Origin of the sequence: Nocardioides baculatus (genome assembly GCF_016735675.1) — a bacterium.
GTDB classification, from domain to species: domain Bacteria; phylum Actinomycetota; class Actinomycetes; order Propionibacteriales; family Nocardioidaceae; genus Nocardioides; species Nocardioides baculatus.
In genome coordinates, this window is sequence record NZ_JAERSG010000003.1 from 114,100 (window position 1) to 137,733 (window position 23,634).

Sequence of the window (23,634 nt, forward strand, 5' to 3'; positions counted from 1 at the left end):
ATCGAAGGCGAGGTGGTTTCGCGAACGGTGCCGGGTCACCCTATCCAGCGAGCCCTACATCCCGTCGATCAGCCTCTGCACCCGCTCGTCGTAGGCCTTGAACGGGTCCTTGCAGAGCACGGTGCGCTGCGCCTGGTCGTTGAGCTTGAGGTGCACCCAGTCGACCGTGAAGTCCCGTCGGCGCTCCTGCGCCTTGCGGATGAACTCCCCGCGCAGCCGGGCGCGGGTGTTCTGCGGCGGGACGCTCTTGGCCTCGAAGATCTTGAGGTCGGTCGTCACGCGGGCGACGGCACCGCGCTTCTCCAGCAGGTAGTAGAGGCCGCGACCGCGGTGGATGTCGTGGTAGGCGAGGTCGAGCTGGGCGATGCGCGGGTCGCCGAGCGAGAGGCCGTTCTTTGCGCGGTAGCGCTCGATCAGCTTGTACTTGATGACCCAGTCGATCTCGCGGTCCACGAGACCGAGGTCGTCGGACTCGACGGCCTTGAGCCCGCGCTCCCAGAGGTCGAGGGCCCGCTCGATGGTGGGCGTGGAGATCTGGCGCCGGTCGACGTAGTCGCGGGCCTTGCCGAGGTACTCCGCCTGGATCTCGAGCGCACTCGCCTCACGACCGTTGGCCAGGCGCACCTTGCGACGGCCGGTCGGGTCGTGGCTGATCTCGCGGATCGCGCGGATGGGGTTCTCCATGGTGAGGTCGCGCATCACCACGCCGTCCTCGATCATCCGCAGGACCAGGTCGCACGAGGCGACCTTGAGCATGGTGGTGGTCTCGCTCATGTTGGAGTCGCCGACGATGACGTGGAGCCGGCGGAACCGTTCGGCGTCGGCGTGCGGCTCGTCGCGGGTGTTGATGATCGGGCGGCTGCGTGTGGTCGCGCTGCTGACGCCCTCCCAGATGTGCTCCGCGCGCTGGCTCACGCTGTACGACGCCCCACGCGGGGTCATCACGACCTTGCCCGCGCCGACGACGATCTGCCGTGTCACCAGGAACGGGATCAGCACCTCGGCGAGCTTGCTGAACTCCCCTGCCCGGCCGACGAGGTAGTTCTCGTGACAGCCGTAGGAGTTGCCGGCGGAGTCGGTGTTGTTCTTGAAGAGGTAGATGTCGCCGGAGATGCCCTCCTCGTGAAGGCGATTCTCCGCGTCGAGCAGCAGGCCCTCGAGGATCCGCTCCCCCGCCTTGTCGTGCGTGACGAGGTCGACGATGTCGTCGCACTCGGGGGTGGCGTACTCCGGGTGGCTGCCGACGTCGAGGTAGAGCCGCGCGCCGTTGCGGAGGAAGACGTTGGACGAGCGACCCCAGCTGACGACCTTGCGGAACAGGTAGCGGGCCACCTCGTCCGGGCTCAGCCGGCGCTGGCCCTTGAACGTGCACGTCACGCCGTACTCGTTCTCGATCCCGAAGATCCGCCGGTCCATGTCCCCACCCTAGGCGCGGGGACCACGCCGCGACGGTCACTCCGCGCCGAAATCGCGTCCGCGAGCCGCCTTGCCCGGCTCGTCTACGGTGCGGGCATGGCTGAGCCCGATCTCCGGACCGACCCCCGTCTCGACCCTCGCCTTGATCCCCGTCCTGATTCACGTCTTGATTCACGTCTTGATTCCTGGCCCTCCCACGTCGCCATGGCCGCGGCCACCGGCCTGGTGACGACCTACCTCCCGGTGCAGCGCTGGCGGCGCCCGGCACGCTGGGCGTTGCACGGAGGCATGGCCGTCGCGGCCGGTGGAGCCATGGCCCTCGCGCTCCGCCGTCCCGGCACGCTGCGGCGCAGCGACGACGAGCCGCGGGAGGCGCTCGCCCCGCTCCCGACCGCCGTCGTCGCGACGGGGATCGCCGCGCTCGTGCTCGGCGTGAGCCGTGGCGGCCAGGCGGCCGACGAGTGGGCCGAGCGCAGGCTGAGCGCCCGTGGCGTACGCCGTCCGCGCGCGTGGATGGGCGCCGCCGCCGCGGTCGCCTCGCTGGCGATGAGCGCCTCCGACAAGCGCGGGGCCGCGCAGGAGGCTCTTGACGCGCAGTCGTCGTCCGGGTGAGCGTTTCCCCATGGGCTCTCGTCACCTCGTCGCGACCGTGCTGGTCGAGCCGACCGTGGTGGAGGATCTCGAGCTGCGGGTGATGACCGACGACCTGTGGCTGTGGCCGGTGCGCAGTGCGCCCGTGGTGGTCGACGGTGAGCGGATGGAGTTCCAGCTGCGCCGGCGCCTGGTCGAGCAGCGGCAGGGCGCGTGGGACGACGCGGCGACGTGGACGCCGACGTGGATCGGCTTCGGCGACGCCTGGCACGAGTTCGGACCGGACGGCAACGTCCAGCCGTCGGGACCACTGCCCTGGGCCGCCCACCAACGGCTCTGGGCCGCGCTGGAGGAGTTCGGCCCGCTCGTGCGCTACCGGCGACGGCTCAGCGGCATCCCGACGGTCGCCACCGGCGACTGGCCCGGGCTCCACCTCCGCTGAACGCCGTCGGTCGCGCGAGCGGTGCGTGAGGCGGATCCTGCGCGTCCAGGATGCCCTGCACGCACCGCCCCAGGGGCGAGAGCGTCAGACCTGACCGGGCTCCGCCGGCGGAGGGGGCGTGCCGGGTGCCGGCGGCTCGCCGGACGGCGGGTCGGACGGGTCGACCGGCGGCGGGTCGCTCGGGTTGGGCGGACCGGGGTGCGCGGGCGGTGCCACGGGCGGCTCACCGGTGACCGGGTCCTCCAGCGGGGGCGTTGCCCCGGAGACCTGGTCCGTCGGGTCCTTCGGGTCGTCGCTGCCGGACTGGTGCGGAGCGGCACCGGCGAGAGCGTCCTCGGGCGCAGCGTCATCCGGCTGCTCGGTGGCCCGGCCCCCCAGGATCTCGGTGAGCCGCGTCGCCCGGAGGCGGAGGAACTTGCGGGGCTGCGAGCGCGTGCGGTCGAGCGCGGCCACCTCGAGGTCGCTGGCCGGGATCACCCGGTCCTCGGTCTCGCCGTGTCCCAGGGCGGCGACCGCGACGCGGAGCGCGTCCTCCAGCGTGCTGCCGGCGACGTAGTGCTCCTTCAGGTGGCCGGCGACGACGTCGGCCGCGCCACCCATCACGGCGAAGCCGTGCTCATCGGCGACCTGCCCGTCGTAGGTGAGCCGGTAGAGCTGGTCGTCGTCGGCGACGTCGCCGATCTCGGCCACGAAGATCTCCACCTCGTAGGGCTTCTCGCCACCCGAGGAGAAGATCGTGCCGAGCGTCTGGGCGTAGGCGTTGGCCAGCCCCCGGCCGGTCACGTCGCGCCGGTCGTAGGCGTAGCCGCGCATGTCGGCGAGGCGCACGCCGGCGATGCGGAGGTTCTCGAACTCGTTGTAGCGACCGACCGCGGCGAAGGCGATCCGGTCGTAGATCTCGCTGACCTTGTGCAGCGCCTGGGACGGGTTCTCCGAGACGAACAGGATCCCGTCGGCGTACTGCACGGCGACGACGGACCGACCGCGGGCGATGCCCTTGCGGGCGAAGTCGGCCCGGTCCTTCATCATCTGCTCGGGCGAGACGTAGAACGGCATGGACATCTGGGGCGACTCCTACGTCAGCGTCAGGTGAGGGGGGCGGCGGGGCCGTCGGGGCGCTGCATCCGCGAGGCGAGCATCCGGTCCGCGATGACCGCGACCTCCTCGTCGGGCATCCGCCGACCGCCGTCGGGCGTGATCACGTGGACGACCGGGAAGATCCGACGCGTGATGTCGGGGCCACCGGTGGCCGAGTCGTCGTCCGCGGCGTCGTAGAGCGCCTGGATGACGGCCGTGACCGCCTGCTCGGCGTCGAAGTCGTCGCGGTAGAGCTTCTTGAGCGAGCCGCGCGCGAAGAGCGACCCGGAGCCGACCGAGTGGAACGCAGTCTCCTCGTAGCGACCGCCGGTCACGTCGTAGCTGAAGATGCGGCCCTGGTCGGCGGCGGTGTCGAAGCCGGCGAACAGTGGCACCACGGCCAGGCCCTGCATGGCGAGCCCGAGGTTGGCGCGGATGAGGGCGGCGAGCCGGTTGGCCTTGCCGTCCATCGACAGCGTGCTGCCCTCGATCTTCTCGTAGTGCTCGAGCTCGGTCTGGAAGAGCCGCACCATCTCGACGGCGAGGCCGGCGGTGCCCGCGATGCCGACCACGGAGAACTCGTCGGCCGGGAAGACCTTCTGGATGTCGCGCTGGGCGATGATGTTGCCCATCGTGGCCCGGCGGTCGCCCGCCATCACCACGCCGCCGGCGAAGGTGGCGGCGACGATCGTCGTGCCGTGGGGCGCGAGGTCCCCGGCGTCACCGGTGGGAACGGCTCGGCGCGACGGCAGCAGGTCGGGAGCCTGGACGCCCAGGAAGTCGGCGAAGCTCGACGTGCCGGGCGTCATGAAGGACAGCGGCAGCCGGGACTCGCTCACTGTCCGCCCTTCTGGATGAACGACTTCACGAAGTCCTCGGCGTTGCTCTCGAGGACCTCGTCGATCTCGTCGAGGATCGCGTCGACGTCCTCGTCGATCATCTCCTTGCGCTCGGCGACGTCGCTCTCGACGACCTCCTCGGTCGCCGTCTCCTCCTGCGAGGACTTGCGCGGCTGCTTCTGCTCCTGGGCCATGCCTCGACCCTATCCACTCCCACCGACGTCACAAGGGACTCGCCCACCGCCGGTCGAGGAGGTCGCGCAGCGACCGTCACGAGACCCCTTCACCCGCGTGGCCTCGTGACAGGCGCCAGGACGCCTGCCTCGAACAGCGGTGGGTCAGCGGCGAGGGTCAGCGGCGAGGGTCAGCGGGTGATGGCCGCGACGAGCGCCTGGGCGGTGTCCGACCGGTCGATCAACGCGCCCACGTGGGCCTCGGTGCCCCGCAGCGGGTCGATCGTTGGCACCCGCTGGAGCGACTCGCGGCCGGGCAGGTCGAAGATCACGGAGTCCCACGACGCGGCCGCGACCGAGTCGGCGTACTTGTCGAGGCAGCGGCCGCGGAAGTAGGCGCGGGTGTCGGTCGGCGGCTCGTGCATCGCGTGCTCGATGGCCGCGTCGTCGAGCAGCCGCTGGATCCGTCCCGATCCGGCGAGCCGGTGGTACAGGCCCTTGTCGGGGCGTACGTCCGCGTACTGCAGGTCGATGAGGTGCAGCTTGGCGTCGTCCCAGTCGAGGGAGTCGCGGTCGCGGTACTGCTGGAGCAGCTTGAGCTTGGCGACCCAGTCGAGCTCGGTGGCGCACTCCATCGGGTCGCGCTCGAGGCGCGTGAGCACCGACTCCCAGCGGGCGAGCACGTCGAGGGTCTGGTCGTCCGCGTCGGCGCCGAGGCGGTCCTCGACGTGCTTGCGGGCGAGCTCGAGGTACTCCATCTGCAGCTGGACGGCGGTCAGCCTGCGCCCGTCGCGCAGCGTCACCAGGTGCTTGAGCGTCGGGTCGTGCGAGACGTCGCGGAGCGTGCGTACGGCGCCCTCGACGGTGAGGTCGCGATCGATGAAGCCGTCCTCGATCATCGCCAGGACGAGCGCGGTGGTGCCGGCCTTGAGGTAGATCGAGATCTCCGCGAGGTTGGCGTCACCGAGGATCACGTGCAGTCGGCGGTAGACCGCCGGGTCGGCGTGCGGCTCGTCGCGGGTGTTGATGATCGGCCGCTTGAGGGTCGTCTCGAGACCGACCTCGACCTCGAAGTAGTCGGAGCGCTGGCTGATCTGGAAACCGCGCTCGGGCGTGGTGTCACGACCGTCCTGGCCGATGCCGACGCGGCCCGCGCCGGTGACCACCTGGCGGGAGACGAAGAACGGCGTCAGGTGGCGCACGATCTCGGCGAACTGCGTCGAGCGGCGCATCAGGTAGTTCTCGTGCGCGCCGTAGGACGCACCCTTGTTGTCGGTGTTGTTCTTGTAGAGCACGATCGGCGCGCTGCCCGGCACCTGCGCGGCCATCCGGGAGGCGTCGAGCATGACCTGCTCCCCCGCCTTCTCCCACCGCACGACGTCGAGCGGTGTCGTCACCTCGGGCGAGGAGTACTCCGGGTGGGCGTGGTCGACGTAGAGCCGGGCGCCGTTGGTGAGGATCACGTTGGCGAGCCCGAGGTCCTCGTCGGTGAGCTGGGTCGGGTCGGCGATCTGTCGCGCCATGTCGAAGCCCCGGGCGTCGCGCAGCGGCGACTCCTCCTCGAAGTCCCAGCGGGCGCGACGCGCCTTGGCGGTGGAGGACGCGTACGCGTTGACGATCTGCGACGACGCGACCATCGGGTTGGCGGCAGGCTGGCCCTGCACCGAGATGCCGTACTCGACCTCGGTGCCCATCACCCGTCGTACGCTCATCCGGGGCCCCCGCCGTGTTGTTGGGTGGAGGAGCGCAGCGGGGGAAACCAAGAACACTGCGGGGTGGAGGTCATGACATGAGCCTACGGGTGTGGGACGAGCGGGTGGTGCCGCGGCTGACCGACCTGAGCCTGCGCGGTCACGAGGTCGGCGAGATGCGCGAGGTCGCGTGTGCCGGGCTGACCGGCCGGGTGCTCGAGATCGGCTTCGGCAGCGGGCTCAACGTCCGGTGGTACCCGCCCGAGGTCACGTCGGTCACGGCGATCGAGCCCTCCGACCTGGGCTGGCAGCTCTCCGAGCGCCGTCGGGCCAGGACCGCACTGACCGTCGAGCGTGCGGGCCTCGACGGGCAGCGGCTCGACCTGGCGGACGACTCGCACGACAGCGCGCTCATCACGTTCAGCCTCTGCACGATCCCCGACCCGCTGCTGGCGCTGCGCGAGGCACGACGGGTGGTGCGTCCCGGCGGGCGGCTGCACGTCCTCGAGCACGGGCTGGCGCCCGACGAGACCGTACGCCGCTGGCAGCGCCGGATGGAGCCGCTCCAGCGGGCGGTGGCCGGCGGTTGCCACCTGACGCGCGACATCCCGTCCCTCGTGGAGGAGACGGGATGGCGCATCGAGGAGTCCGAGCAGGCCTACCTGCCCGGACCGGCCGTGTCGCGGCCGTGGACCTACGGCTACCGGCTGCTGGCCGGCTGACGGTCGTGCGGGTCAGCGGCCCCGGCGGAGGAAGCCCGCGAGGAACAGCACGACGAGGACGATGACGACGATGATCAGGATGGTCTTCATCTGCCCAACCTAGTGGGCAGCGCACGCTCGACACACCCTCCGAGGGGTGTCCCGCGTGTCGGGTCAGTGCTCGCGCGACTGCCAGGCGTGGGCGGCGTTGACCCCGACGATGCCTGTCCAGCCGACGATCACGGCCACCACGCCACTGACGCCGCCCGCGGCCACCGTCGGCACGATCGTGATCGGCACACCGACGCCGACCGAGACAATGCCCAGGACGAACTGCCGGGTCCGCCCGTTGCCCGCGCTCGCCGTACGTCGCTGCTCGAGCGCGGTGCGGTCGGCCACCCGTCGCTCGACGGCACGCTCGATCCGCTCGGCGAAGCCGTCGACCAGCTCGGCGTCGTAGCGCGCGCCGAGCTCGCGACGGGTCGCCAGGGCGGCCTCGATGTCGCTGTGGCCGAGCTCCTCCTCGCGCTCCACCTCACGATCCATCGACTCAGAGGTACTGGCCGGTGTTGGCGACCGTGTCGATGGAGCGACCCGGCTCCGTGCCCTGCTTCCCGGTGATGAGCGTGCGGATGAAGACGATGCGCTCGCCCTTCTTGCCCGAGATCCGCGCCCAGTCGTCGGGGTTGGTGGTGTTGGGCAGGTCCTCGTTCTCCTTGAACTCGTCGACGCACGCCTGGAGCATGTGCTGGACCCTCAAGCCCCGCTGGGCGGGGTTGAGGTCGGAGTCGAGGAAGTCCTTGATCGCCATCTTCTTGGCGCGGTCGACGATGTTCTGGATCATCGCGCCGGAGTTGAAGTCCTTGAAGTAGAGGACCTCCTTGTCGCCGTTGGCGTAGGTCACCTCGAGGAAGCGGTTCTCCTCGGACTCGGTGTACATGCGCTCGACGGTCGCGCGGATCATCGCGGCCACGGTGGCCTCGCGGTCGTCGTTGAACTCGGCCAGGTCGACCGTGTGCAACGGCAGCGACGGCGTGAGGTACTTGGAGAAGATGTCGCGCGCGGACTCGGCGTCGGGGCGCTCGATCTTGATCTTCACGTCGAGCCGGCCGGGGCGCAGGATCGCGGGGTCGATCATGTCCTCGCGGTTGGAGGCGCCGATGACCAGCACGTTCTCCAGTGCCTCGACACCGTCGATCTCACTGAGCAGCTGCGGCACGATCGTGTTCTCGACGTCGGAGGAGACGCCCGACCCACGGGTGCGGAAGAGCGAGTCCATCTCGTCGAAGAACACGATGACGGGCGTGCCGAGCGAGGCCTTCTCGCGGGCCCGCTGGAACACCAGCCGGATGTGGCGCTCGGTCTCGCCGACGTACTTGTTGAGCAGCTCGGGGCCCTTGATGTTGAGGAAGTAGGACTTCCCCGAGGCGCCCGTGCGCTCGGCGACCTTCTTGGCCAGCGAGTTGGCGACCGCCTTGGCGATCAGCGTCTTGCCGCATCCGGGCGGGCCGTAGAGCAGCACGCCCTTCGGCGGCTTGAGCTCGTGGTCGGTGAACAGGTCGGGGTAGAGGTAGGGCAGCTCGACCGCGTCGCGGATCGCATCGATCTGGGCGGTGAGCCCGCCGATCTGCGTGTAGTCGATGTCGGGCACCTCCTCCAGCACGAGCTCCTCGACCTCGGACTTCGGCACGACCTCGTAGACGTAGCCCGCGCGGGTGTCGAGCAGCAGCGAGTCGCCGGCGCGGATCGTGACGTCCTCGGCTCGCAGCGGCTCGGCAAGGCGTACGACGCGCTCCTCGTCGGCGTTGGCGATCACCAGCGCGCGCTCGCCGTCGGCGAGGATCTCCTTGAGCATCACGACCTCGCCGACCTGCTCGAAGTCGAGGGCGGCGACGACGTTGAGGGCCTCGTTGAGCATGACCTCCTGGCCACGCACGAGTCCGTCGAGGTCGACGGCCGGGCTGACGCTGACCCGCAGCTTGCGACCACCGGTGAACACGTCGACCGAGTCGTCGTCGTTGCGGGTGAGGAACGTGCCGAAGCCGGCGGGCGGTTGCGCCAGCCGGTCGACCTCCTCCTTGAGCGTGGTGATCTGGTCGCGGGCGTCGCGCAGGGTCTGCGCGAGGCGTTCGTTCTGGCTCGAGACCGCGGCCAGGGACCGCTGTGCGTCGGCCAGCCTGCTCTCGAGGCCGCGGGCCTGACCGGGCACGTCGTCGAGACGGCGGCGCAGGTCGGTGACCTCGGCCTCGAGATAGCGCACCTGAGTGGCAAGTTGCTCGCGTGTCGGCTCGGACATGGGCACCTCCTCCTCCGCTGGCGACACTACCCACTCACTCGTGGGACGGAAGTGAATATCCCACCGTGTTGGTCACGGTTTCCTCACGGCTGGTCAGGCGCTGCTGTCGTTGAGCCGGTGGATCGCGGCGAGCTCGTCGTCACTGAACTCGCCCGACACCTCCAGGACCTGCTGCAGCACGGCGGACTTGCCGGCGAGGTAGGTGTCGATGTCCATCGTGGGATCGGCGGCGAGCGCGAGCTTGACGGCGGCGTACGCGTCGCGCAGGTCGTCGCGCTCCCGGAGGACGTCGCGGACGGCCAGGTGGTTGCGCACGTTCGTCGTGCCGGCGGTGCAGACGTAGACGTTGCGGCGCGGCTCGCCGGGGGCGTAGAAGGCCTCCCGTCCGGCGACGCCGAGGTCGCCGCGGTGGACGTGGCCGACGGACTCCAGGGCGGTCACCGCCGCCGCCACGTCGGCGGCGTCCACGACCACGTCGATGTCGAGGATCGGCTTGGCGGCCAGGCCCGGCACCGACGTCGAACCGACGTGCTCCACCACGGCGGACGGCACGTCGACCAGCGCCTCGCGCAGGTCCGCGGCCACCTCGTCGAACTGGACGGCCCACGCGGGCGACCAGTCGACGACGACGATCGAGCTCATCCCCGTACTCGCTTCGCTCCGTGCGCGGACGAGGCACGATGCGCGCGGCACTGGATGGTTCGCTCGCTCACTCGTCGGCTTCGACGGCGTCGACCGTCTCGACGGGCGGGAGGTCCGCCGGGCGCGGCCCGGTGTAGTCCGGTCCGTACGCCCCGGGCGCGGGTCGCCGCGTCTTGCGGGGCGGCTTCTCCCCCGGCGCCATCCGGCGCGCGGTGACGAGGAACGCCGTGTGTCCGATCATCTTGTGGCCCGGCCGTACGGCGAGCCCCTCCACGTGCCAGTCGCGCACGAGGGACTCCCACGGCTGGGGCTCGGTGAAGCCGCCGTGCACGCGCAGGGTCTCGACCACGCGCGAGAGCTGCGTCGTCGTGGCGACGTATGCGCAGACGATGCCGCCGGGGACGAGGGCGTCGGCGACGGCGTCGACGCAGTTCCACGGGTCGAGCATGTCGAGGATGATCCGGTCGACCTGGTGGGCGCCGTGGTCGGCCAGGCCCTCCTTGAGGTCGCCGAGACGCAGGTCCCACGCGGGGTGGGTCCGGCCCTCCGGTGCGGAGAAGAACTGGTTGACGTTGCGGCGGGCGACGTCGGCGAACTCCTCGCGCAGCTCGTAGGACGTCACGCTCCCCCACGGGCCGACGGCGCGGAGCAGCGAGCAGGTGAGCGCCCCCGAGCCGGCGCCGGCCTCGACCACGCGGGCGCCGGGGTAGATGTCGGCGAGCGCCACGATCTGGGCGGCGTCCTTCGGGTAGACCACGGCGGCACCGCGCGGCATCGAGACGACGAACTCGTTGAGCAGCGGCCGGAAGACGAGGTACTGCCCACCGGCGGACGAGACCAGCGTGAAGCCCTCGTCCCGGCCGATCATGTCGTCGTGGTCGAGGTGGCCCTTGTTGGAGAAGAACCGCTTGCCCGCGACCAGCTCGAAGTTGTGCTTGCGGCCCTTCTGGTCGACCAGCCGCACCCACTCGCCCTCGCGCAGGGGACCGCGGTGGACGCCGGACCAGGCCTCGGCGGGGACGTCGGCTCTGTCGTCGGTGGAGGGCTCAGACATGGCCGGAAGACTAGTGGCGAGGCGACGGAATCGCTCAGCCGACGACGGCCCTGCGGCTCAGCGGGACGCGTTGTCCCGGAAGGCCCGGTCGACGTCGGCGGTGGCCAGCACGCCGTAGATCCGGCCGTCGGCCTCGACCAGGAGGTACTCCTCGGCGGGGCGGCGGCTGATCGCGAGGACGAGGTCCTCCCCCGCGACGGTCGCCGGCAGCGTGAGCCCGTCCTCGATGGCACGCGCCACGGTGGACACCGGGACCCACGGACGGCGCTCCTCGGGCATCGCGGTCACCGCCGCCTCGCTGACGATGCCGAGCGGACGGCCGTCGGGCGCGACCGTCACGATGCTGCCGGCCTGCGCCTCCTGCGCCTGCCGGACGGCCTCGGACAGCGGGAGGTCGGACGGCACGGTGAGCGTACGACGTGCGAGCGGGCGCGCGGCCAGGGCCGGGAGCCGCTCGCGGATGCGGGCGTGGGCCATCGCGGCGGTGGCCCCGGTCCAGAGGAACAGACCGAGGATGAACACGAGGACGACGTCCAGCAGCGTGGGCTCGACGCCGAAGAGGGGCTCCATGACCAGCGGCCACGTGAGCAGCGCCAGGGCGGTCAGCCGGCCACCCCAGCCGGCCACGACGGTCGCCCGGTGCTGGTTGCCGGATGCGCCCCACACGGCGGACTTGAGCACGCGCCCGCCGTCGAGCGGGAGCCCGGGGATGAGGTTGAGCACGCCGATGAGGAGGTTGGCACCGGCGAGGTAGCCGATGGCGAGGTGCACGAGTCCGTCGGGGACCACGAACCACAGGCCGAGTGCCGCCGCGCCGATCGCGATCGAGGTCAGCGGGCCGACCACGGCGATCCAGAACTCGTGGCGCGGCCTGCGCGACTGGCCGTCGATCTCGGTCATGCCGCCGAGGAAGTGCAGTGTGATCGAGGTGACGCCGTAGCCCAGGCGCTTCGCGACGACGGCGTGGGACGCCTCGTGGAGCAGCACCGAGAGGTAGAGGACGATCGCGACGACGAACCCGGCGACGTACTTCAGGATGCCCAGTCCGGCCTGCTCGGCCTCGATGCGCGGTGCGAACGTGACCGCGATCAGGAGCGCGACGATGAACCACGAGCTGGTGATGAGCACGTCGATACCCGCGATGGACCCGATTCGGAACGTGCCGGGAGCGCGCGGCGACCGTGCCTCGTGGCGGTCGCCGGCGGGTGGATCGGAGGGGTCGGACACGCCTCGAGCCTAGCCAACGACCCCGACACCGACGCGCTCGGCGACCCCGGGCCGGCCGGGCTGTCGTACGCCTCGCCTAGGGTGAGCCGCGCCATGACGATCCCGCCCGCAGCACCCGCTGCCGAGTCCCCCGCCGAGCGGGTCTCGACACCGGTCGACGGCGTCGACGTCCTGGGGGCGATCTCGCCGAGCCGGGCGGGCGACTTCATGGCCTGCCCGCTGATGTACCGCTTCCGCACGATCGACCGGCTGCCCGAGCAACCGTCCCCCGACGCCGCGCGCGGGACCCTGGTGCACAAGGTGCTCGAGGACCTCTTCGACCTCCCGGCGCTGGACCGCACCCCCGAGCGGGCCGGCGACATGCTCGAGCCGACGTGGCAGGCGCTCCTGGCGGCCGAGCCCGAGCTGGAGGAGATGTTCGGCGAGTCCGGCCCCGACGTCACCGCCTGGCTCGCGTCGTGCCGCACCGTGCTCGACCGCTACTTCGACCTCGAGGACCCGCGCCGCCTCGAGCCCGCCGACCGCGAGCTCTACGTCGAGGCACTGCTCGACTCCAAGTTGCTGCTCCGCGGCTTCGTCGACCGCGTCGACGTCGCGCCTGACGGCCGGATCCGCATCGTGGACTACAAGTCCGGGAAGAGCCCGGGCGAGGGCTACGAGGCCAAGGCGCTCTTCCAGATGAAGTTCTACGCCCTCGTCATCTGGCGGCTGCGCGGCGTTGTTCCGTCGGTGCTCCAGCTGGTCTACCTCGGCAACGGCGAGATCCTGCGCTACGAGCCGGACGAGGACGACCTGCGCGCCACCGAGCGCAAGGTCGAGGCGGTGTGGGCCGCGATCACCCGCGCGCAGGAGACCGGCGACTGGCAGCCGAGCCCGTCGCGCCTGTGCGACTGGTGCTCGTTCCACGAGTTCTGCCCGACCAAGGGCGGCACCATCCCACCGCTCCCCGAGCGCACCACGCCCGCCGTCGACGCCTCGGTCGACGAGTCCTCCGACTGAGCGCCCGGGCGGCGTTCAGACGCCGACGTAGGCCTCGGGCGGGGCGTCGGGACCGTCGACGGGACCCGTGAAGCCGCTCTCGACCGACACGGCCTCCACCTGGTGCGGCTGGATCTCGCCGGACGCGACCTGCTCGGCGTAGTGGCACGCGACCCGGTGGCTCGCCGAGGCGCCATCGACCTCGACCACCCGCAGCTGGGGTCGCTCGGTGTCGCAGAGCGTCTCCTGCTTCCACGGGCACCGCGTGTGGAAGCGGCAGCCGCTGGGCGGGTTGGCCGGTGACGGGAGGTCGCCGGTCAGGAGGATCTGCTCGCGGGAGTCCTCGACCTGCGGGTCCGGCACGGGCACCGCTGACATGAGCGCCCTCGTGTAGGGGTGGAGCGGTACGTCGTACAGCTCGGCACCGTCGGACTCCTCGACCAGCCCGCCGAGGTACATCACCCCGATGCGGTCGCTGATGTGGCGTACGACGGCGAGGTCGTGGGCCACCACCAGGTAGGTCAGGCCGAGCTCGTCCTGGAGGTCCTGGAGCAGGTTGATCACCTGGGCCTGGATCGAGACGTCGAGCGCGCTCACCGGCTCGTCGGCCACGATCAGGTCCGGGCCGACCGACAGGGCGCGGGCGATGCCGATGCGCTGGCGCTGGCCCCCGGAGAACTCGTGGGGGTACTTGCTGAGCGCCGCCACCGGCAGCCCGACGGACGACATCAGCTCGCGCAGCCGTGCCCGGGTCGCGTCCTTGTCGGTGTCGAGCCCGTGGGCACGCATGCCCTCGAGCAGGAGGTTCTCCACGGTCTGGCGCGGGTCGAGGCTCGACATCGGGTCCTGGAAGACCATCTGGAAGCGCTTGCGCTCGCGGCGCAGGTCCTCTCCCTTGAGGGAGGCGATGTCGGTGCCGTCGAAGACCACCGACCCGGCGGTCGGCGGCTCGAGGTTGAGGATGGCCTTGCCGAGGGTCGACTTGCCGCACCCCGACTCCCCCACCAGGCCGTAGGTCTCGCCGCGGTGGATCGTCAGGTCGACGCCGTCGACGGCGCGCACGTGGCCGACCGTGCGGTCGAAGATGATCCCGCTCTTGATCGGGAAGTACACCTCGAGGTCGCTGGCCTCGACGAGCACGTCCGTCCCGTCGGAGGTCGCGTCGGAGCTGGACTCGGAGGTCTGCGTCACCGGGTGCCTCCCATCGGGTTGAAGCAGCGGTGGCCGACCACCTGGTCGCCCTCCCACTGCGGTGTCTCGCGGGTGCAGGCGTCGACCACCTGGGAGCAGCGAGGAGCGAAGGCGCACGCCGACGTCCACGGCAGGTTGTCCGCCACCGACCCGGGGACCGGCGACAGCTTCTCGCCGCGGGCCGCGTCGAGCCGCGGGATCGAGTTGAGCAGGCCCACCGTGTAGGGGTGGCGCGGGTCGCGGAAGAGCCCGTGCCGACCGCCCCGCTCGACGACCTTGCCGCCGTAGAGCACGTTGACCTCGTCGCACAGCCCCGCCACGACGCCGAGGTCGTGGGTGATCATCACGAGCGCGGTGCCGGTGTCGACGACGAGCTCCTTGAGCAGCGCCAGGATCTGCGCCTGGATCGTCACGTCGAGCGCCGTGGTGGGCTCGTCGGCGATGAGCAGCCGCGGGTTGCAGGCCAGTGCCATCGCGATGAGCGCGCGCTGGCGCATCCCGCCGCTGAGCTGGTGGGGGTAGTTCAGCAGCCGGGCCTTCGGGTCCGGGATGCCCACGCGCTCGAGCAGCTCGACTGCCTTCGGGGTGGCCTGCTTGCGGCTCAGGCCCTGGTGGCGCTCCATCACCTCGGTGACCTGTCGCCCGATCGAGATGACCGGGTTGAGCGAGGACAGCGGGTCCTGGAAGATCATCGCGATCTCCGAGCCGCGCCGGTCGCGCATCGCCGCCGGCGACAGCGTCAGCAGGTCCTCGCCGTCGAAGATCGCGCTGCCCGACACCCGGTTGCCGCGACCGGGCAGCAGCCCCATGATCGCCAGCGACGTGACGGACTTGCCGCAGCCGGACTCGCCGACGAGCCCGACGGTCTGCCCCGGGCGTACGTCGAAGCTGACGCCGTCGACGGCGTGGAACTCCTCCTCGCCCTGGCGCTGGAAGGTCACGCGCAGGTCGCGCACGGAGAGCAGCGGCTCGGACGAGCCCCCTCGCGGCCGGTTCGTGTGCTGGGTCTGGGTCATCTCGTCACCTCCTGGTCTTCGGGTCGAGGGCCTCGCGGAGCGACTCCCCCATCAGGGTGAATCCGAGGGCGACGACGATGATGCAGCCGGCAGGGTAGAAGGCCAGGTGCGGTGCCTCGGTGATGAAGGGCTGGGCGCGGCCGAGCATCTGGCCCCACTCCGGCTGGCTCTGGTCGGGGTTGCCGAGGCCGAGGAACGACAGCGCGGCGGCGTCGATGATCGCGACGGCCAGCGAGAGGGTCGCCTGGACGATGACCGGACCGAGCGCGTTGGGCAGCATGTGCCGGAACACGATCGCCGTCGGTCGTACGCCCAGCGAGCGGGCCGCGAGCACGTGGTCGCTGGCGCGTTGCGCGAGCATGGAGCCACGCAGCAGCCGGGCGAAGATCGGCACCTGGATGATCGCGATCGCGATCACGAGCGTCCACTGGCTCGGGTTGCGGGCGAGCGAGGCGACGGTGAAGGCCAGGAGCAGCGACGGGATGGAGAGCATCACGTCGACGATGCGCATGACGAGTGAGTCCACCCAGCCTCCGACGGCGCCGGCGATGGTGCCGAGCGTCAGGCCGCCGAGCAGGCCGAACAGCGTCGCGACGACACCGACGATCAACGTCTGCCGGCTGCCGACGAGCAGCCGCGAGAAGAGGTCGCGGCCGCGGTCGTCGGCACCGAGGAAGTGGCCGGGCTCGGGACCGGGGACCGGGTTGGACTGCGGCCGCACCTTGTCGAGCAGGGGTCGGGCGGTGACGTCCCACGGCGCGATCCAGGGCGAGATGATCGCCAGCACGATGAACGCGAGCGTGATCGCGGCGCCGATCAGGAAGATCGGGTTGCGGCGCAGACGCTTCCAGGCGCTCCGGATCAGCGAGACACCCGGCTCGTCGTCGACCGTGCCGGCGGTGGCGAGCTGGTCGATGCGGTCCTTGCGTCGCTGACCGAACGTCGGACGCGCACCGCGAGCGTCCTCGGTCCGGTCGTCGGTCGAGTGGTCGGTCGAGTCGTCGGTCGTGTGGTTGGTCGTGTCGTTCACGCCGGTCACCTCGTCCTGATCCGGGGGTCGATCACGGCGTACGCGATGTCGACCAGCAGGTTGACGAGCACGTAGATCACTGCGGCGGCCAGGATCAGCACCTGGAGCACGGGGTAGTCCTTCTCTCGGAAGGCCGTGGCCAGCGCGTCACCGACGCCGCGGTAGGAGAAGACGGTCTCGGTCAGCACCGCGCCGGCCAGCAACCCGCCGATCTGGAGGCCGATGGTCGTGACCACGGGCAGCATCGCGTTGCGGAGCACGTGACGGGCGCGGATGACGCGGGTGGTGAGGCCCTTGGCCTCGGCGGTGCGGACGTAGTCCTCGTCGAGCACGTCGAGCACCGACGCCCGGGTGATCCGGAAGATCACCGCGAACGGGATCGTCGCGAGGGCCAGCGACGGCAGGATCAGGTGCTTGAGGGCGTCCCACGACGCGTCCCACTCGCGCGTCAGGATGCCGTCGAGGACGAACATCCCGGTCACGCGTGTGGCGTCGAGCCCGGTGCTCTGCCTGCCCGACACAGGAAGCAGGTTCCACTCGACGGCGAAGAAGTACTTGAGCAGGAACGCCGTGAAGAAGACCGGCACCGCGACGCCGACGAGCGAGAAGATCACGGCGCCGGTGTCGGTGATCGAGCCGCGCCGGCGGGCGGCGAGGTAGCCCAGCGGGATGCCGAGGGCGATCGCGAGCAGCATCGCGAGGACCGACAGCTCGATCGTCGCGGGCAACCGGTCCAGGAACACCTGGAACGCGTCCTCCCCGGGCAGGACCTTCGTGGAGACGCCGAAGTTGCCGTGCACGGCGCGCTCGACGAACTTCAGGTACTGCACGGGCAGCGGCTGGTCGAGACCGAGGGCCTTCTCCAGGGCCGCCACCCGCTCGGGGGTCTGGCGCTCCCCGAGGATCGCGGACACCGGGCCTCCGGGCAGCGACCGCAGCCACAGGAAGACCAGCATCGACAGGACGATGACGACGACGCACATCTGCAGGAGACGTCGTACGACGAAGCGGATCACAGGTTCTCCTCACACGCCTGCATGGGTCCGGGGGCCGGCTCTGGGCCGGCCCCCGGACGTCACGCCGAACGGACGGTCAGCGGTGGGAGTGCTACTGCCCGCCCTCGACCGTCACGGAGTCGAACTCCTCCGCGGTGAGCGGGCTGGGCACCACACCCTCGACACCCGGCCCGACCACGAGGGCCGGCGGCGAGTGGCTGATGGGCAGGCCCGGGAGGTAGTCCTCCATGATCTGCTGGTTGATGTCCGAGAAGGCCGCGGCCCGCTCGTCGTCGTCGACCACCGCGTCGGCGGCCTTGAGGTCGTCGGCGAGCTGCTTGCCCCACGGCATGCCGCTCGTGCCGAAGTCGTTCTCCTTGAGGTTGCCGAAGAACGTGCCGATGAAGTTGAACGGCGAGTCGTAGTCGCCGGTCCAGCCGAGGATGTAGGCGTCGTAGCGACCGGCGGTCACGTTGTCGAGGTAGCCACCGTTCCAGGAGGCGGTCTTGACGTTGACCTTGACGCCGACGGCCTCGAGGTCGGTCTTCAGCGCGTCGTAGATCTTCTCCGGGTCCGGCATGTAGGGCCGGCTGACCTCGGTCGGGTAGGCGAACGTGAGCTCCATGCCCTCGGCACCGGCCTCGGCGAGCAGCCTCTTGGCCTCGTCCGGGTTGTAGTCGTAGGGCTGGAGGTCGGTGTTGTAGCCGCTGACGGTGTCGGGCATGAACTGCGTGGCCACGGTGGCGCCCTCGGGCAGCTGCGTCGAGACGAGCTGGTCGCGGTTGAGCGCGTGGTAGAGCGCCTGGCGGACCTTCGGGTCCTTCAGCTGCTCGTTCTGGCCGTCGAGGTTGAAGCCGAGGTAGAGGATGTTGAACGCGTCGCGGATCTCGACGCTGTTGCCGTCGTCCTCGAGGCCCTGCCAGTCGACCGGGTTGGGCAGGTCGTAGCCGTTGATGCTGCCGGCCTCGAGCTCCTGGCGACGCGTGCTCTCGTCGGGGATGACGCGGAAGACGAGCTCGCTGACGCCGGCCTTCTCGCCGTAGTAGTCGTCGTTGCGCTCGAGGGTGATGGTGCCGTTGGCCTCGTCGTACTCACCGAAGGTGAACGGTCCGGTGCCGACGGGCGCGTCGGCGTAGGCCGGGAAGCTGAAGCCCTCGCCCTCGGCGGCGATGCCGTTGGCGTCGCCCTCCTCCATCGCGGTCGGGGACTGCATCGACAGCGACGCCAGCGAGAGCATCGTCGGGAATCCGGACGTCGGGCCGCTGATGGTGATCACGGCCTCGTAGTCACCGGTGGCCTCGCAGCCCTGGTAGAGCGAGTTGGCGGCGTCGTTCTTGAACGAGCCCATCACGTAGCCCCAGTACTCGCCGGCGGTCTGACCGGCCTCGTTCTGGTCGAACATCCGCTCGAAGTTGGCGCACACGGCGTCGGCGTTGAAGTCCGTGCCGTCCTGGAACTTCACGTCGTCGCGCAGCTCGAAGGTCCACTCGGTGCCGTCGTCGTTGGGGGTCCACTTCGTCGCCAGCTCGGGCACGACCTCGGCGGTGCCGGGCTCGATGCCCACGAGGCCCTCGAAGATCTGGCGGGTGACGCGGAACGTCTCGCCGTCGGTGGCGTAGAAGGGGTCGAACATCTCGGGAGCGCCGGCGGCACCGAAGACGAACGTGCCGTCGTCACCGCCTCCATCGCCGCCGTCGTCGTTGCGCTCACTGTCGGCGCAGCTCGCGAGGGTGGCGGCAGCGAGGACCGCCATGGTCCAGGTCGCCACGGTGCGTCGTGCAGACATCCGAGATCCTTCCGTACGGTGTTCCCTGACAGGTGTCCCCGCACCCTAGTCCGGTCCAGACCGGCCGGGCCACACCGACATGGTCACGGTCGGGTCACGTGTCAGGCGTCGAGAAGGCGCGCCAGAGAGGCCGTGTCGAGCCCGACGAGCGTGTCGGCGAAGACCCGGCCCTCGCCCTCGAGGATGGGCACGTGGTGCGGCACGCAGAGGGTCCTGCAGCCCGCCGCGACCGCCGACTTGACGCCCGTGTTGGAGTCCTCGACGGCCACGCAGTCCTCGGGTGCGACGCCCAGCTCGGCGGCCGCGGTGAGGTAGGGCTCGGGGTGCGGCTTGCCGAACTCGACGCGGTCACCGGTCACGACCGTCGCGAACGTGTCCTCGGGCAGGCGCCGCAGGATCGGGTCGACGAAGCGCTGCCACGACATGGTCACCAGCGCGCAGGGGATGCCGTTGGCCACGAGGTCGTCGAGCAGCTCGCGCGCGCCCGGTCGCCACGGCACCTCCTCCTCCACCCGCATGACCACGCCGTCCAGCAGCTCGTCGACGATCTGCTGCGGCGTACGGTCGATCCCCATGTGCACGCGGATGTAGTCGCCGGAGTCGAGCAGCGCGCTGCCGACGAGGTTCATCGCGTGCTCGTGCGACCAGGTGCCGCCGTACTTCTCGGCCAGCGCGTACTCGGTGTCGATCCAGTAGGGCTCGGTGTCGACGAGGGTCCCGTCCATGTCAAACAGGACAGCTTTCACTTCGGTCAGTCCTCCGGGTCGTAGCCGAGGTTGGGCGACAGCCACCGCTCGGCCTCGGCGAGGGTCCAGCCCTTGCGCTCGGCGTAGTCGGCGACCTGGTCGCGGGCGAGACGTCCCACCACGAAGTACTGCGACTCCGGGTGCGAGTAGTAGAAGCCGCTCACCGAGGCGCCGGGCCACATCGCCATCGACTCGGTAAGCTTGATGCCGGTGTGCTGCTCGACGTCGAGGAGCTCCCACAGGGTCCGCTTCTCGGTGTGCTCGGGACAGGCGGGGTAGCCGGGCGCGGGCCGGATGCCGTCGTACTGCTCCTTGATGAGCCCGACGTTGTCGAGGTGCTCGTCGGGCGCGTAGCCCCAGAGCTCCTTGCGGACCCGCTCGTGGAGCCGCTCCGCGAAGGCCTCGGCCAGCCGGTCGGCGAGCGACTCGAGCAGGATCGCGTTGTAGTCGTCGAGCTCCTCGCGGAAGGCGGCCACCCGCTCCGTCACGCCGTCGCCCGCGGTCACTGCGAACGCACCCACGTGGTCGCGGAGACCGGAGTCCTTCGGAGCGACGTAGTCGGCCAGCGAGCGGTTGGGGACGCCGTCGCGGTGGCGGCCCTGCTGGCGCAGGTGGTGGAGCGTCGCGTGCACCTGGCTCCGGTCGTCACCCAGGTAGAGCTCGACGTCGTCGCCGACGGAGGCTGCCGGGAAGAAGCCGACCACACCGTGGGCGCGGACCCACTTCTCCTCGATCATCGTGTCGAGCATGGCCTGCGCGTCGTCGTAGAGCTTGCGCGCGGCCGGCCCGGAGCTCGGGTTGTTGAGGATGTCGGGGAACGCGCCCTTCATCTCCCAGGCGTTGAAGAACGGCTGCCAGTCGATGTAGCGCCGCAGCACGGAGAGGTCCGCGTCGCGGAACACGCGTACGTGCTGGGTGACCTGCGTGCCGGTGATCGTGGAGACCGCGCGGTCCTGCTGGAGCAGCAGGTGGGGCTTGCGCGGCCGGTGCTCGGTCCAGTCGATCGGCGTCGCGTTGGCGCGCGCCTCCTCCAGCGTGATCATCGGCCGGTCGTTCTTCGCGGCGTGCCGGGTGCGGAGCGAGTCGAAGTCGGCCTGCACGTCGGCCATCAGCTTCGCGCGGCCGGTCTCGTGGAGCAGGGCCGCCGCGGTCGGCACGGAGCGCGAGGCGTCCTTCACCCAGACCACCGGCCCGTCGTACTTCGGGTCGACCTTGACCGCCGTGTGCGCCCGCGACGTGGTGGCGCCGCCGATGAGGAGCGGGATGTCGAGGCCCTGGCGCTGCATCTCGGAGGCGAAGTTGACCATCTCGTCCAGCGACGGGGTGATCAGGCCGGAGAGGCCGATGATGTCGGCCCCGACCTCGGCCGCGGTGTCGAGGATGTTCTGCGCCGGGACCATCACCCCGAGGTCGATCACCTCGTAGTTGTTGCACTGGAGGACCACGCCGACGATGTTCTTGCCGATGTCGTGGACGTCGCCCTTCACGGTCGCCATCACGATCGTGCCGTTGGTGTCCTTGGCGGTGGCCAGCTCGGGGTTGTCGAGCTTCTCCTGCTCGATGAACGGGATGAGGTAGGCGACGGCCTTCTTCATCACGCGCGCGCTCTTGACCACCTGCGGCAGGAACATCTTCCCGGCGCCGAACAGGTCGCCGACGACGTTCATCCCGTCCATCAGGGGGCCCTCGATGACCTCGATGGGACGGCCGCCGCGGTCCGCGATCTCCTGGCGGAGGATCTCGGTGTCGGACTCGACGTGGGCGTCGATGCCCTTGACCAGGGCGTGGGTGATCCGCTCGCCGATGGGCAGCGCGCGCCACTCGTCCTCGGTGACCTCGGCGTCGGCGGCGGCGACGTTGTAGCGCTCGGCGATCTCGAGCAGCCGCTCCGCGGCGTCGGCGCGACGGTTGAGGACGACGTCCTCGATCCGCTCGCGCAGCTCGGCGTCCACCTCGTCGTAGACCACCAGCGCGCCGGCGTTGACGATGCCCATGTCGAGCCCGGCGCGGATCGCGTGGAACAGGAAGACGGCGTGGATCGCCTCACGCACCGGGTTGTTGCCGCGGAACGAGAACGAGACGTTGGAGATGCCGCCGCTGACCTTGGCGCCGGGCAGGTTCTGCTTGATCCAGCGAGTGGCCTCGATGAAGTCCTCGCCGTAGGTCGCGTGCTCCTCGATGCCCGTAGCGACGGCGAAGACGTTGGGGTCGAAGATGATGTCCTCGGGCGGGAAGCCGACCTCGTCGACGAGGATCCGGTAGGCCCGCTCGCAGATCGCCTTGCGACGCTCGAGGTTGTCGGCCTGGCCGTCCTCGTCGAACGCCATCACCACGACAGCGGCGCCGTACTTGCGGCACAGGCGGGCGTGGTCGCGGAACGCCTCCTCGCCCTCCTTCATCGAGATGGAGTTGACGATCGCCTTGCCCTGCACGCACTTCAGCCCGGCCTCGATGACCTCCCACTTGGAGGAGTCGACCATCACGGGCACCCGGCTGATGTCGGGCTCGGCGGCGATCAGCTTGAGGAAGCGGTCCATCGCGGCGACGCCGTCGATCATGCCCTCGTCCATGTTGACGTCGATGACCTGCGCGCCGGACTCGACCTGCTGCGCCGCGACGCTCAGCGCGGTGTCGTAGTCGCCGTCCTTGATGAGCGTGCGGAACCGGGCCGAGCCGGTGATGTTGGTGCGCTCGCCGACGTTGACGAAGAGGCTCTCCTCGGTGATGGTCAGCGGCTCGAGGCCCGACAGGCGCATCACGGGCTGGTGCTCGACCGGCTCGCGGCGGTCCTTGCCCTCGACGGCCTGGGCGATCGCCGCGATGTGGTCGGGGGTGGTGCCGCAGCAGCCGCCGACGAGGTTGAGGAACCCGGCCTCGGCGAACTCGGCGAGGACGCCGGCCGTCTGGTCGGGCGTCTCGTCATACTCCCCGAAGGCGTTGGGCAGGCCGGCGTTGGGGTAGACGCTGACGAACGAGTCGGCCAGGCGCGACAGCTCGGCGACGTAGGGGCGCATGTCGCGCGCGCCCAGCGCGCAGTTGAGGCCGACCGCCAACGGACGCGCATGGCGTACGGAGTCCCAGAAGGCCTCGGTGACCTGGCCCGACAGCGTACGGCCGGAGGCGTCGGTGATGGTGCCGGAGATGATCACCGGCCAGCGACGCTCCTGCTCCTCGAAGAGCGTCTCGACCGCGAAGATGGCGGCCTTGGCGTTGAGGGTGTCGAAGATCGTCTCGATCATCAGCAGGTCCGCGCCGCCGTCGACCAGGCCGCGCGCCGCGGTCAGGTAGGCGTCGGCGAGCTGGTCGAAGGAGACGTTGCGCGCGCCGGGGTCGTTGACGTCGGGCGAGATCGAGGCCGTGCGCGTGGTCGGGCCGAGCGCGCCGGCCACCCAGCGCGGCCGGTCGTCGGTGGCCACCTCGTCGGCCGCCGAGCGCGCGAGCCGGGCGGACTCGTAGTTGAGCTCGTAGTCGAGGTCCTCGAGGCCGTAGTCGGCGAGCGAGACCGCGTTGGCGTTGAACGTGTTGGTCTCGATGATGTCGGCACCCGCGCGGAGGTACTCCTCGTGGATCGCGCGGATGATCTGCGGCTGGGTGATCGTCAGCAGGTCGTTGTTGCCGACGAGGTCGCTGGGATGGTCGGCGAAGCGCTCGCCGCGGTAGCCCGCCTCGTCGGGGCGGTCGCGCTGGATCGCCGTGCCCATCGCGCCGTCGAGCACCATGATCCGTCGGCCCAGGATGTCCGT

The 23,634-nt window shown here is 70.5% G+C and carries 21 protein-coding genes; 4 read left to right on the top strand and 17 right to left on the bottom strand.

What is annotated here, in order from left to right:
• Positions 1 to 54: 54 nt before the first annotated feature.
• Positions 55 to 1,416 (bottom strand): Pup--protein ligase, encoded by a 1,362-nt coding sequence (pafA, locus tag JI751_RS10255; protein ID WP_201936026.1) that lies wholly within the window; start codon positions 1,414 to 1,416, stop codon positions 55 to 57.
• Between the two features lie 204 nt (positions 1,417 to 1,620).
• Between pafA and JI751_RS10260 the strand changes: the two genes are divergently transcribed.
• Together JI751_RS10260 and JI751_RS10265 are read left to right on the top strand one after the other, a co-directional pair.
• The gene (locus JI751_RS10260) at positions 1,621 to 2,028 is read left to right on the top strand and encodes an alpha/beta-hydrolase N-terminal domain-containing protein (protein WP_201936027.1); all 408 of its coding nucleotides are present in this window, start codon (positions 1,621 to 1,623) and stop codon (positions 2,026 to 2,028) included.
• Positions 2,029 to 2,038: 10 nt separating this feature from the next.
• Complete coding sequence (locus tag JI751_RS10265) at positions 2,039 to 2,449, top strand: hypothetical protein (protein ID WP_201936028.1); 411 nt, start codon at positions 2,039 to 2,041, stop codon at positions 2,447 to 2,449.
• Between the two features lie 84 nt (positions 2,450 to 2,533).
• On the opposite strand, the gene prcA is transcribed toward JI751_RS10265, so the two are convergent.
• The 4 genes from prcA to dop all read right to left on the bottom strand — a co-directional run bounded on the left by prcA (position 2,534) and on the right by dop (position 6,250).
• Positions 2,534 to 3,511 (bottom strand): proteasome subunit alpha, encoded by a 978-nt coding sequence (gene prcA, locus JI751_RS21505; RefSeq protein WP_201936029.1) that lies wholly within the window; start codon positions 3,509 to 3,511, stop codon positions 2,534 to 2,536.
• A gap of 23 nt (positions 3,512 to 3,534) precedes the next feature.
• Entirely contained in the window at positions 3,535 to 4,365 is an 831-nt protein-coding gene (prcB, locus tag JI751_RS10275) for a proteasome subunit beta (RefSeq protein ID WP_307814074.1), read from the bottom strand.
• Complete coding sequence (locus JI751_RS10280) at positions 4,362 to 4,559, bottom strand: ubiquitin-like protein Pup (protein ID WP_129475301.1); 198 nt, start codon at positions 4,557 to 4,559, stop codon at positions 4,362 to 4,364. Before JI751_RS10280 ends, prcB begins: the two co-directional genes overlap by 4 nt.
• 170 nt (positions 4,560 to 4,729) lie before the next feature.
• The gene (dop, locus tag JI751_RS10285; RefSeq protein ID WP_201936030.1) at positions 4,730 to 6,250 is read right to left on the bottom strand and encodes a depupylase/deamidase Dop; all 1,521 of its coding nucleotides are present in this window, start codon (positions 6,248 to 6,250) and stop codon (positions 4,730 to 4,732) included.
• 77 nt (positions 6,251 to 6,327) lie between these two features.
• On the opposite strand from dop, the gene JI751_RS10290 reads away from it, so the two are divergent.
• The gene (locus JI751_RS10290; RefSeq protein WP_201936031.1) at positions 6,328 to 6,951 is read left to right on the top strand and encodes a class I SAM-dependent methyltransferase; all 624 of its coding nucleotides are present in this window, start codon (positions 6,328 to 6,330) and stop codon (positions 6,949 to 6,951) included.
• 153 nt (positions 6,952 to 7,104) lie between these two features.
• Here JI751_RS10290 and JI751_RS10295 read toward each other — a convergent pair whose 3' ends face one another.
• From JI751_RS10295 to JI751_RS10315, 5 genes are all read right to left on the bottom strand, one after another.
• Positions 7,105 to 7,476: a hypothetical protein gene (locus tag JI751_RS10295; protein WP_201936032.1), complete on the bottom strand. Its 372-nt coding sequence runs from the start codon at positions 7,474 to 7,476 to the stop codon at positions 7,105 to 7,107.
• 4 nt (positions 7,477 to 7,480) lie between these two features.
• Positions 7,481 to 9,226, bottom strand: a complete 1,746-nt coding sequence (gene arc, locus JI751_RS10300; RefSeq protein ID WP_201936033.1) for a proteasome ATPase — start codon at positions 9,224 to 9,226, stop codon at positions 7,481 to 7,483.
• Between the two features lie 93 nt (positions 9,227 to 9,319).
• Positions 9,320 to 9,868, bottom strand: a complete 549-nt coding sequence (locus tag JI751_RS10305) for a GrpB family protein (protein WP_201936034.1) — start codon at positions 9,866 to 9,868, stop codon at positions 9,320 to 9,322.
• Positions 9,869 to 9,935: 67 nt separating this feature from the next.
• Positions 9,936 to 10,922: a tRNA (adenine-N1)-methyltransferase gene (locus tag JI751_RS10310; protein ID WP_201936035.1), complete on the bottom strand. Its 987-nt coding sequence runs from the start codon at positions 10,920 to 10,922 to the stop codon at positions 9,936 to 9,938.
• Between the two features lie 57 nt (positions 10,923 to 10,979).
• Positions 10,980 to 12,149, bottom strand: a complete 1,170-nt coding sequence (locus JI751_RS10315; protein WP_307814075.1) for a site-2 protease family protein — start codon at positions 12,147 to 12,149, stop codon at positions 10,980 to 10,982.
• Between the two features lie 93 nt (positions 12,150 to 12,242).
• On the opposite strand from JI751_RS10315, the gene JI751_RS10320 reads away from it, so the two are divergent.
• Positions 12,243 to 13,148, top strand: a complete 906-nt coding sequence (locus JI751_RS10320) for a RecB family exonuclease (RefSeq protein WP_201936036.1) — start codon at positions 12,243 to 12,245, stop codon at positions 13,146 to 13,148.
• 15 nt (positions 13,149 to 13,163) lie between these two features.
• Here the strand turns inward: JI751_RS10320 and JI751_RS10325 are convergent, their stop codons facing one another.
• The 7 genes from JI751_RS10325 to metH form a co-directional block, all read right to left on the bottom strand.
• Positions 13,164 to 14,318, bottom strand: coding sequence for an ABC transporter ATP-binding protein (locus JI751_RS10325; RefSeq protein ID WP_372440560.1), 1,155 nt, complete (start codon positions 14,316 to 14,318; stop codon positions 13,164 to 13,166).
• Entirely contained in the window at positions 14,315 to 15,334 is a 1,020-nt protein-coding gene (locus JI751_RS10330; RefSeq protein WP_201936037.1) for an ABC transporter ATP-binding protein, read from the bottom strand. The genes JI751_RS10325 and JI751_RS10330 overlap by 4 nt, the downstream gene beginning before the upstream one ends.
• 4 nt (positions 15,335 to 15,338) lie before the next feature.
• Positions 15,339 to 16,364 (bottom strand): ABC transporter permease, encoded by a 1,026-nt coding sequence (locus JI751_RS21510; RefSeq protein WP_307814076.1) that lies wholly within the window; start codon positions 16,362 to 16,364, stop codon positions 15,339 to 15,341.
• Positions 16,365 to 16,369: 5 nt separating this feature from the next.
• On the bottom strand, positions 16,370 to 17,380 hold the full coding sequence (locus tag JI751_RS10340; protein WP_201936038.1) for an ABC transporter permease: 1,011 nt from the start codon (positions 17,378 to 17,380) through the stop codon (positions 16,370 to 16,372).
• 91 nt (positions 17,381 to 17,471) lie between these two features.
• Positions 17,472 to 19,145 carry an ABC transporter substrate-binding protein gene (locus tag JI751_RS10345; protein ID WP_201936040.1) on the bottom strand — a complete coding sequence of 558 codons (1,674 nt, stop codon included), beginning with the start codon at positions 19,143 to 19,145 and terminating at the stop codon, positions 17,472 to 17,474.
• 101 nt (positions 19,146 to 19,246) lie between these two features.
• Positions 19,247 to 19,936 carry an HAD family hydrolase gene (locus JI751_RS10350; protein WP_307814078.1) on the bottom strand — a complete coding sequence of 230 codons (690 nt, stop codon included), beginning with the start codon at positions 19,934 to 19,936 and terminating at the stop codon, positions 19,247 to 19,249.
• Positions 19,897 to 23,610: a methionine synthase gene (gene metH / locus JI751_RS10355; protein ID WP_201937070.1), complete on the bottom strand. Its 3,714-nt coding sequence runs from the start codon at positions 23,608 to 23,610 to the stop codon at positions 19,897 to 19,899. Before metH ends, JI751_RS10350 begins: the two co-directional genes overlap by 40 nt.
• Positions 23,611 to 23,634: the final 24 nt, after the last annotated feature.

Bases quoted from the DNA above. Each gene is read 5' to 3' on its own strand.
- pafA (WP_201936026.1), bottom strand. From the start codon at position 1,416: ATGGACCGGCGGATCTTCGGGATCGAGAACGAGTACGGCGTGACGTGC.
- JI751_RS10260 (WP_201936027.1), top strand. From the start codon at position 1,621: ATGGCCGCGGCCACCGGCCTGGTGACGACCTACCTCCCGGTGCAGCGC.
- JI751_RS10265 (WP_201936028.1), top strand. From the start codon at position 2,039: ATGGGCTCTCGTCACCTCGTCGCGACCGTGCTGGTCGAGCCGACCGTG.
- prcA (WP_201936029.1), bottom strand. From the start codon at position 3,511: ATGTCCATGCCGTTCTACGTCTCGCCCGAGCAGATGATGAAGGACCGG.
- JI751_RS10280 (WP_129475301.1), bottom strand. From the start codon at position 4,559: ATGGCCCAGGAGCAGAAGCAGCCGCGCAAGTCCTCGCAGGAGGAGACG.
- dop (WP_201936030.1), bottom strand. From the start codon at position 6,250: ATGAGCGTACGACGGGTGATGGGCACCGAGGTCGAGTACGGCATCTCG.
- JI751_RS10290 (WP_201936031.1), top strand. From the start codon at position 6,328: ATGAGCCTACGGGTGTGGGACGAGCGGGTGGTGCCGCGGCTGACCGAC.
- JI751_RS10295 (WP_201936032.1), bottom strand. From the start codon at position 7,476: ATGGATCGTGAGGTGGAGCGCGAGGAGGAGCTCGGCCACAGCGACATC.
- arc (WP_201936033.1), bottom strand. From the start codon at position 9,226: ATGTCCGAGCCGACACGCGAGCAACTTGCCACTCAGGTGCGCTATCTC.
- JI751_RS10305 (WP_201936034.1), bottom strand. From the start codon at position 9,868: ATGAGCTCGATCGTCGTCGTCGACTGGTCGCCCGCGTGGGCCGTCCAG.
- JI751_RS10310 (WP_201936035.1), bottom strand. From the start codon at position 10,922: ATGTCTGAGCCCTCCACCGACGACAGAGCCGACGTCCCCGCCGAGGCC.
- JI751_RS10320 (WP_201936036.1), top strand. From the start codon at position 12,243: ATGACGATCCCGCCCGCAGCACCCGCTGCCGAGTCCCCCGCCGAGCGG.
- JI751_RS10330 (WP_201936037.1), bottom strand. From the start codon at position 15,334: ATGACCCAGACCCAGCACACGAACCGGCCGCGAGGGGGCTCGTCCGAG.
- JI751_RS10345 (WP_201936040.1), bottom strand. From the start codon at position 19,145: ATGTCTGCACGACGCACCGTGGCGACCTGGACCATGGCGGTCCTCGCT.
- metH (WP_201937070.1), bottom strand. From the start codon at position 23,610: ATGGTGCTCGACGGCGCGATGGGCACGGCGATCCAGCGCGACCGCCCC.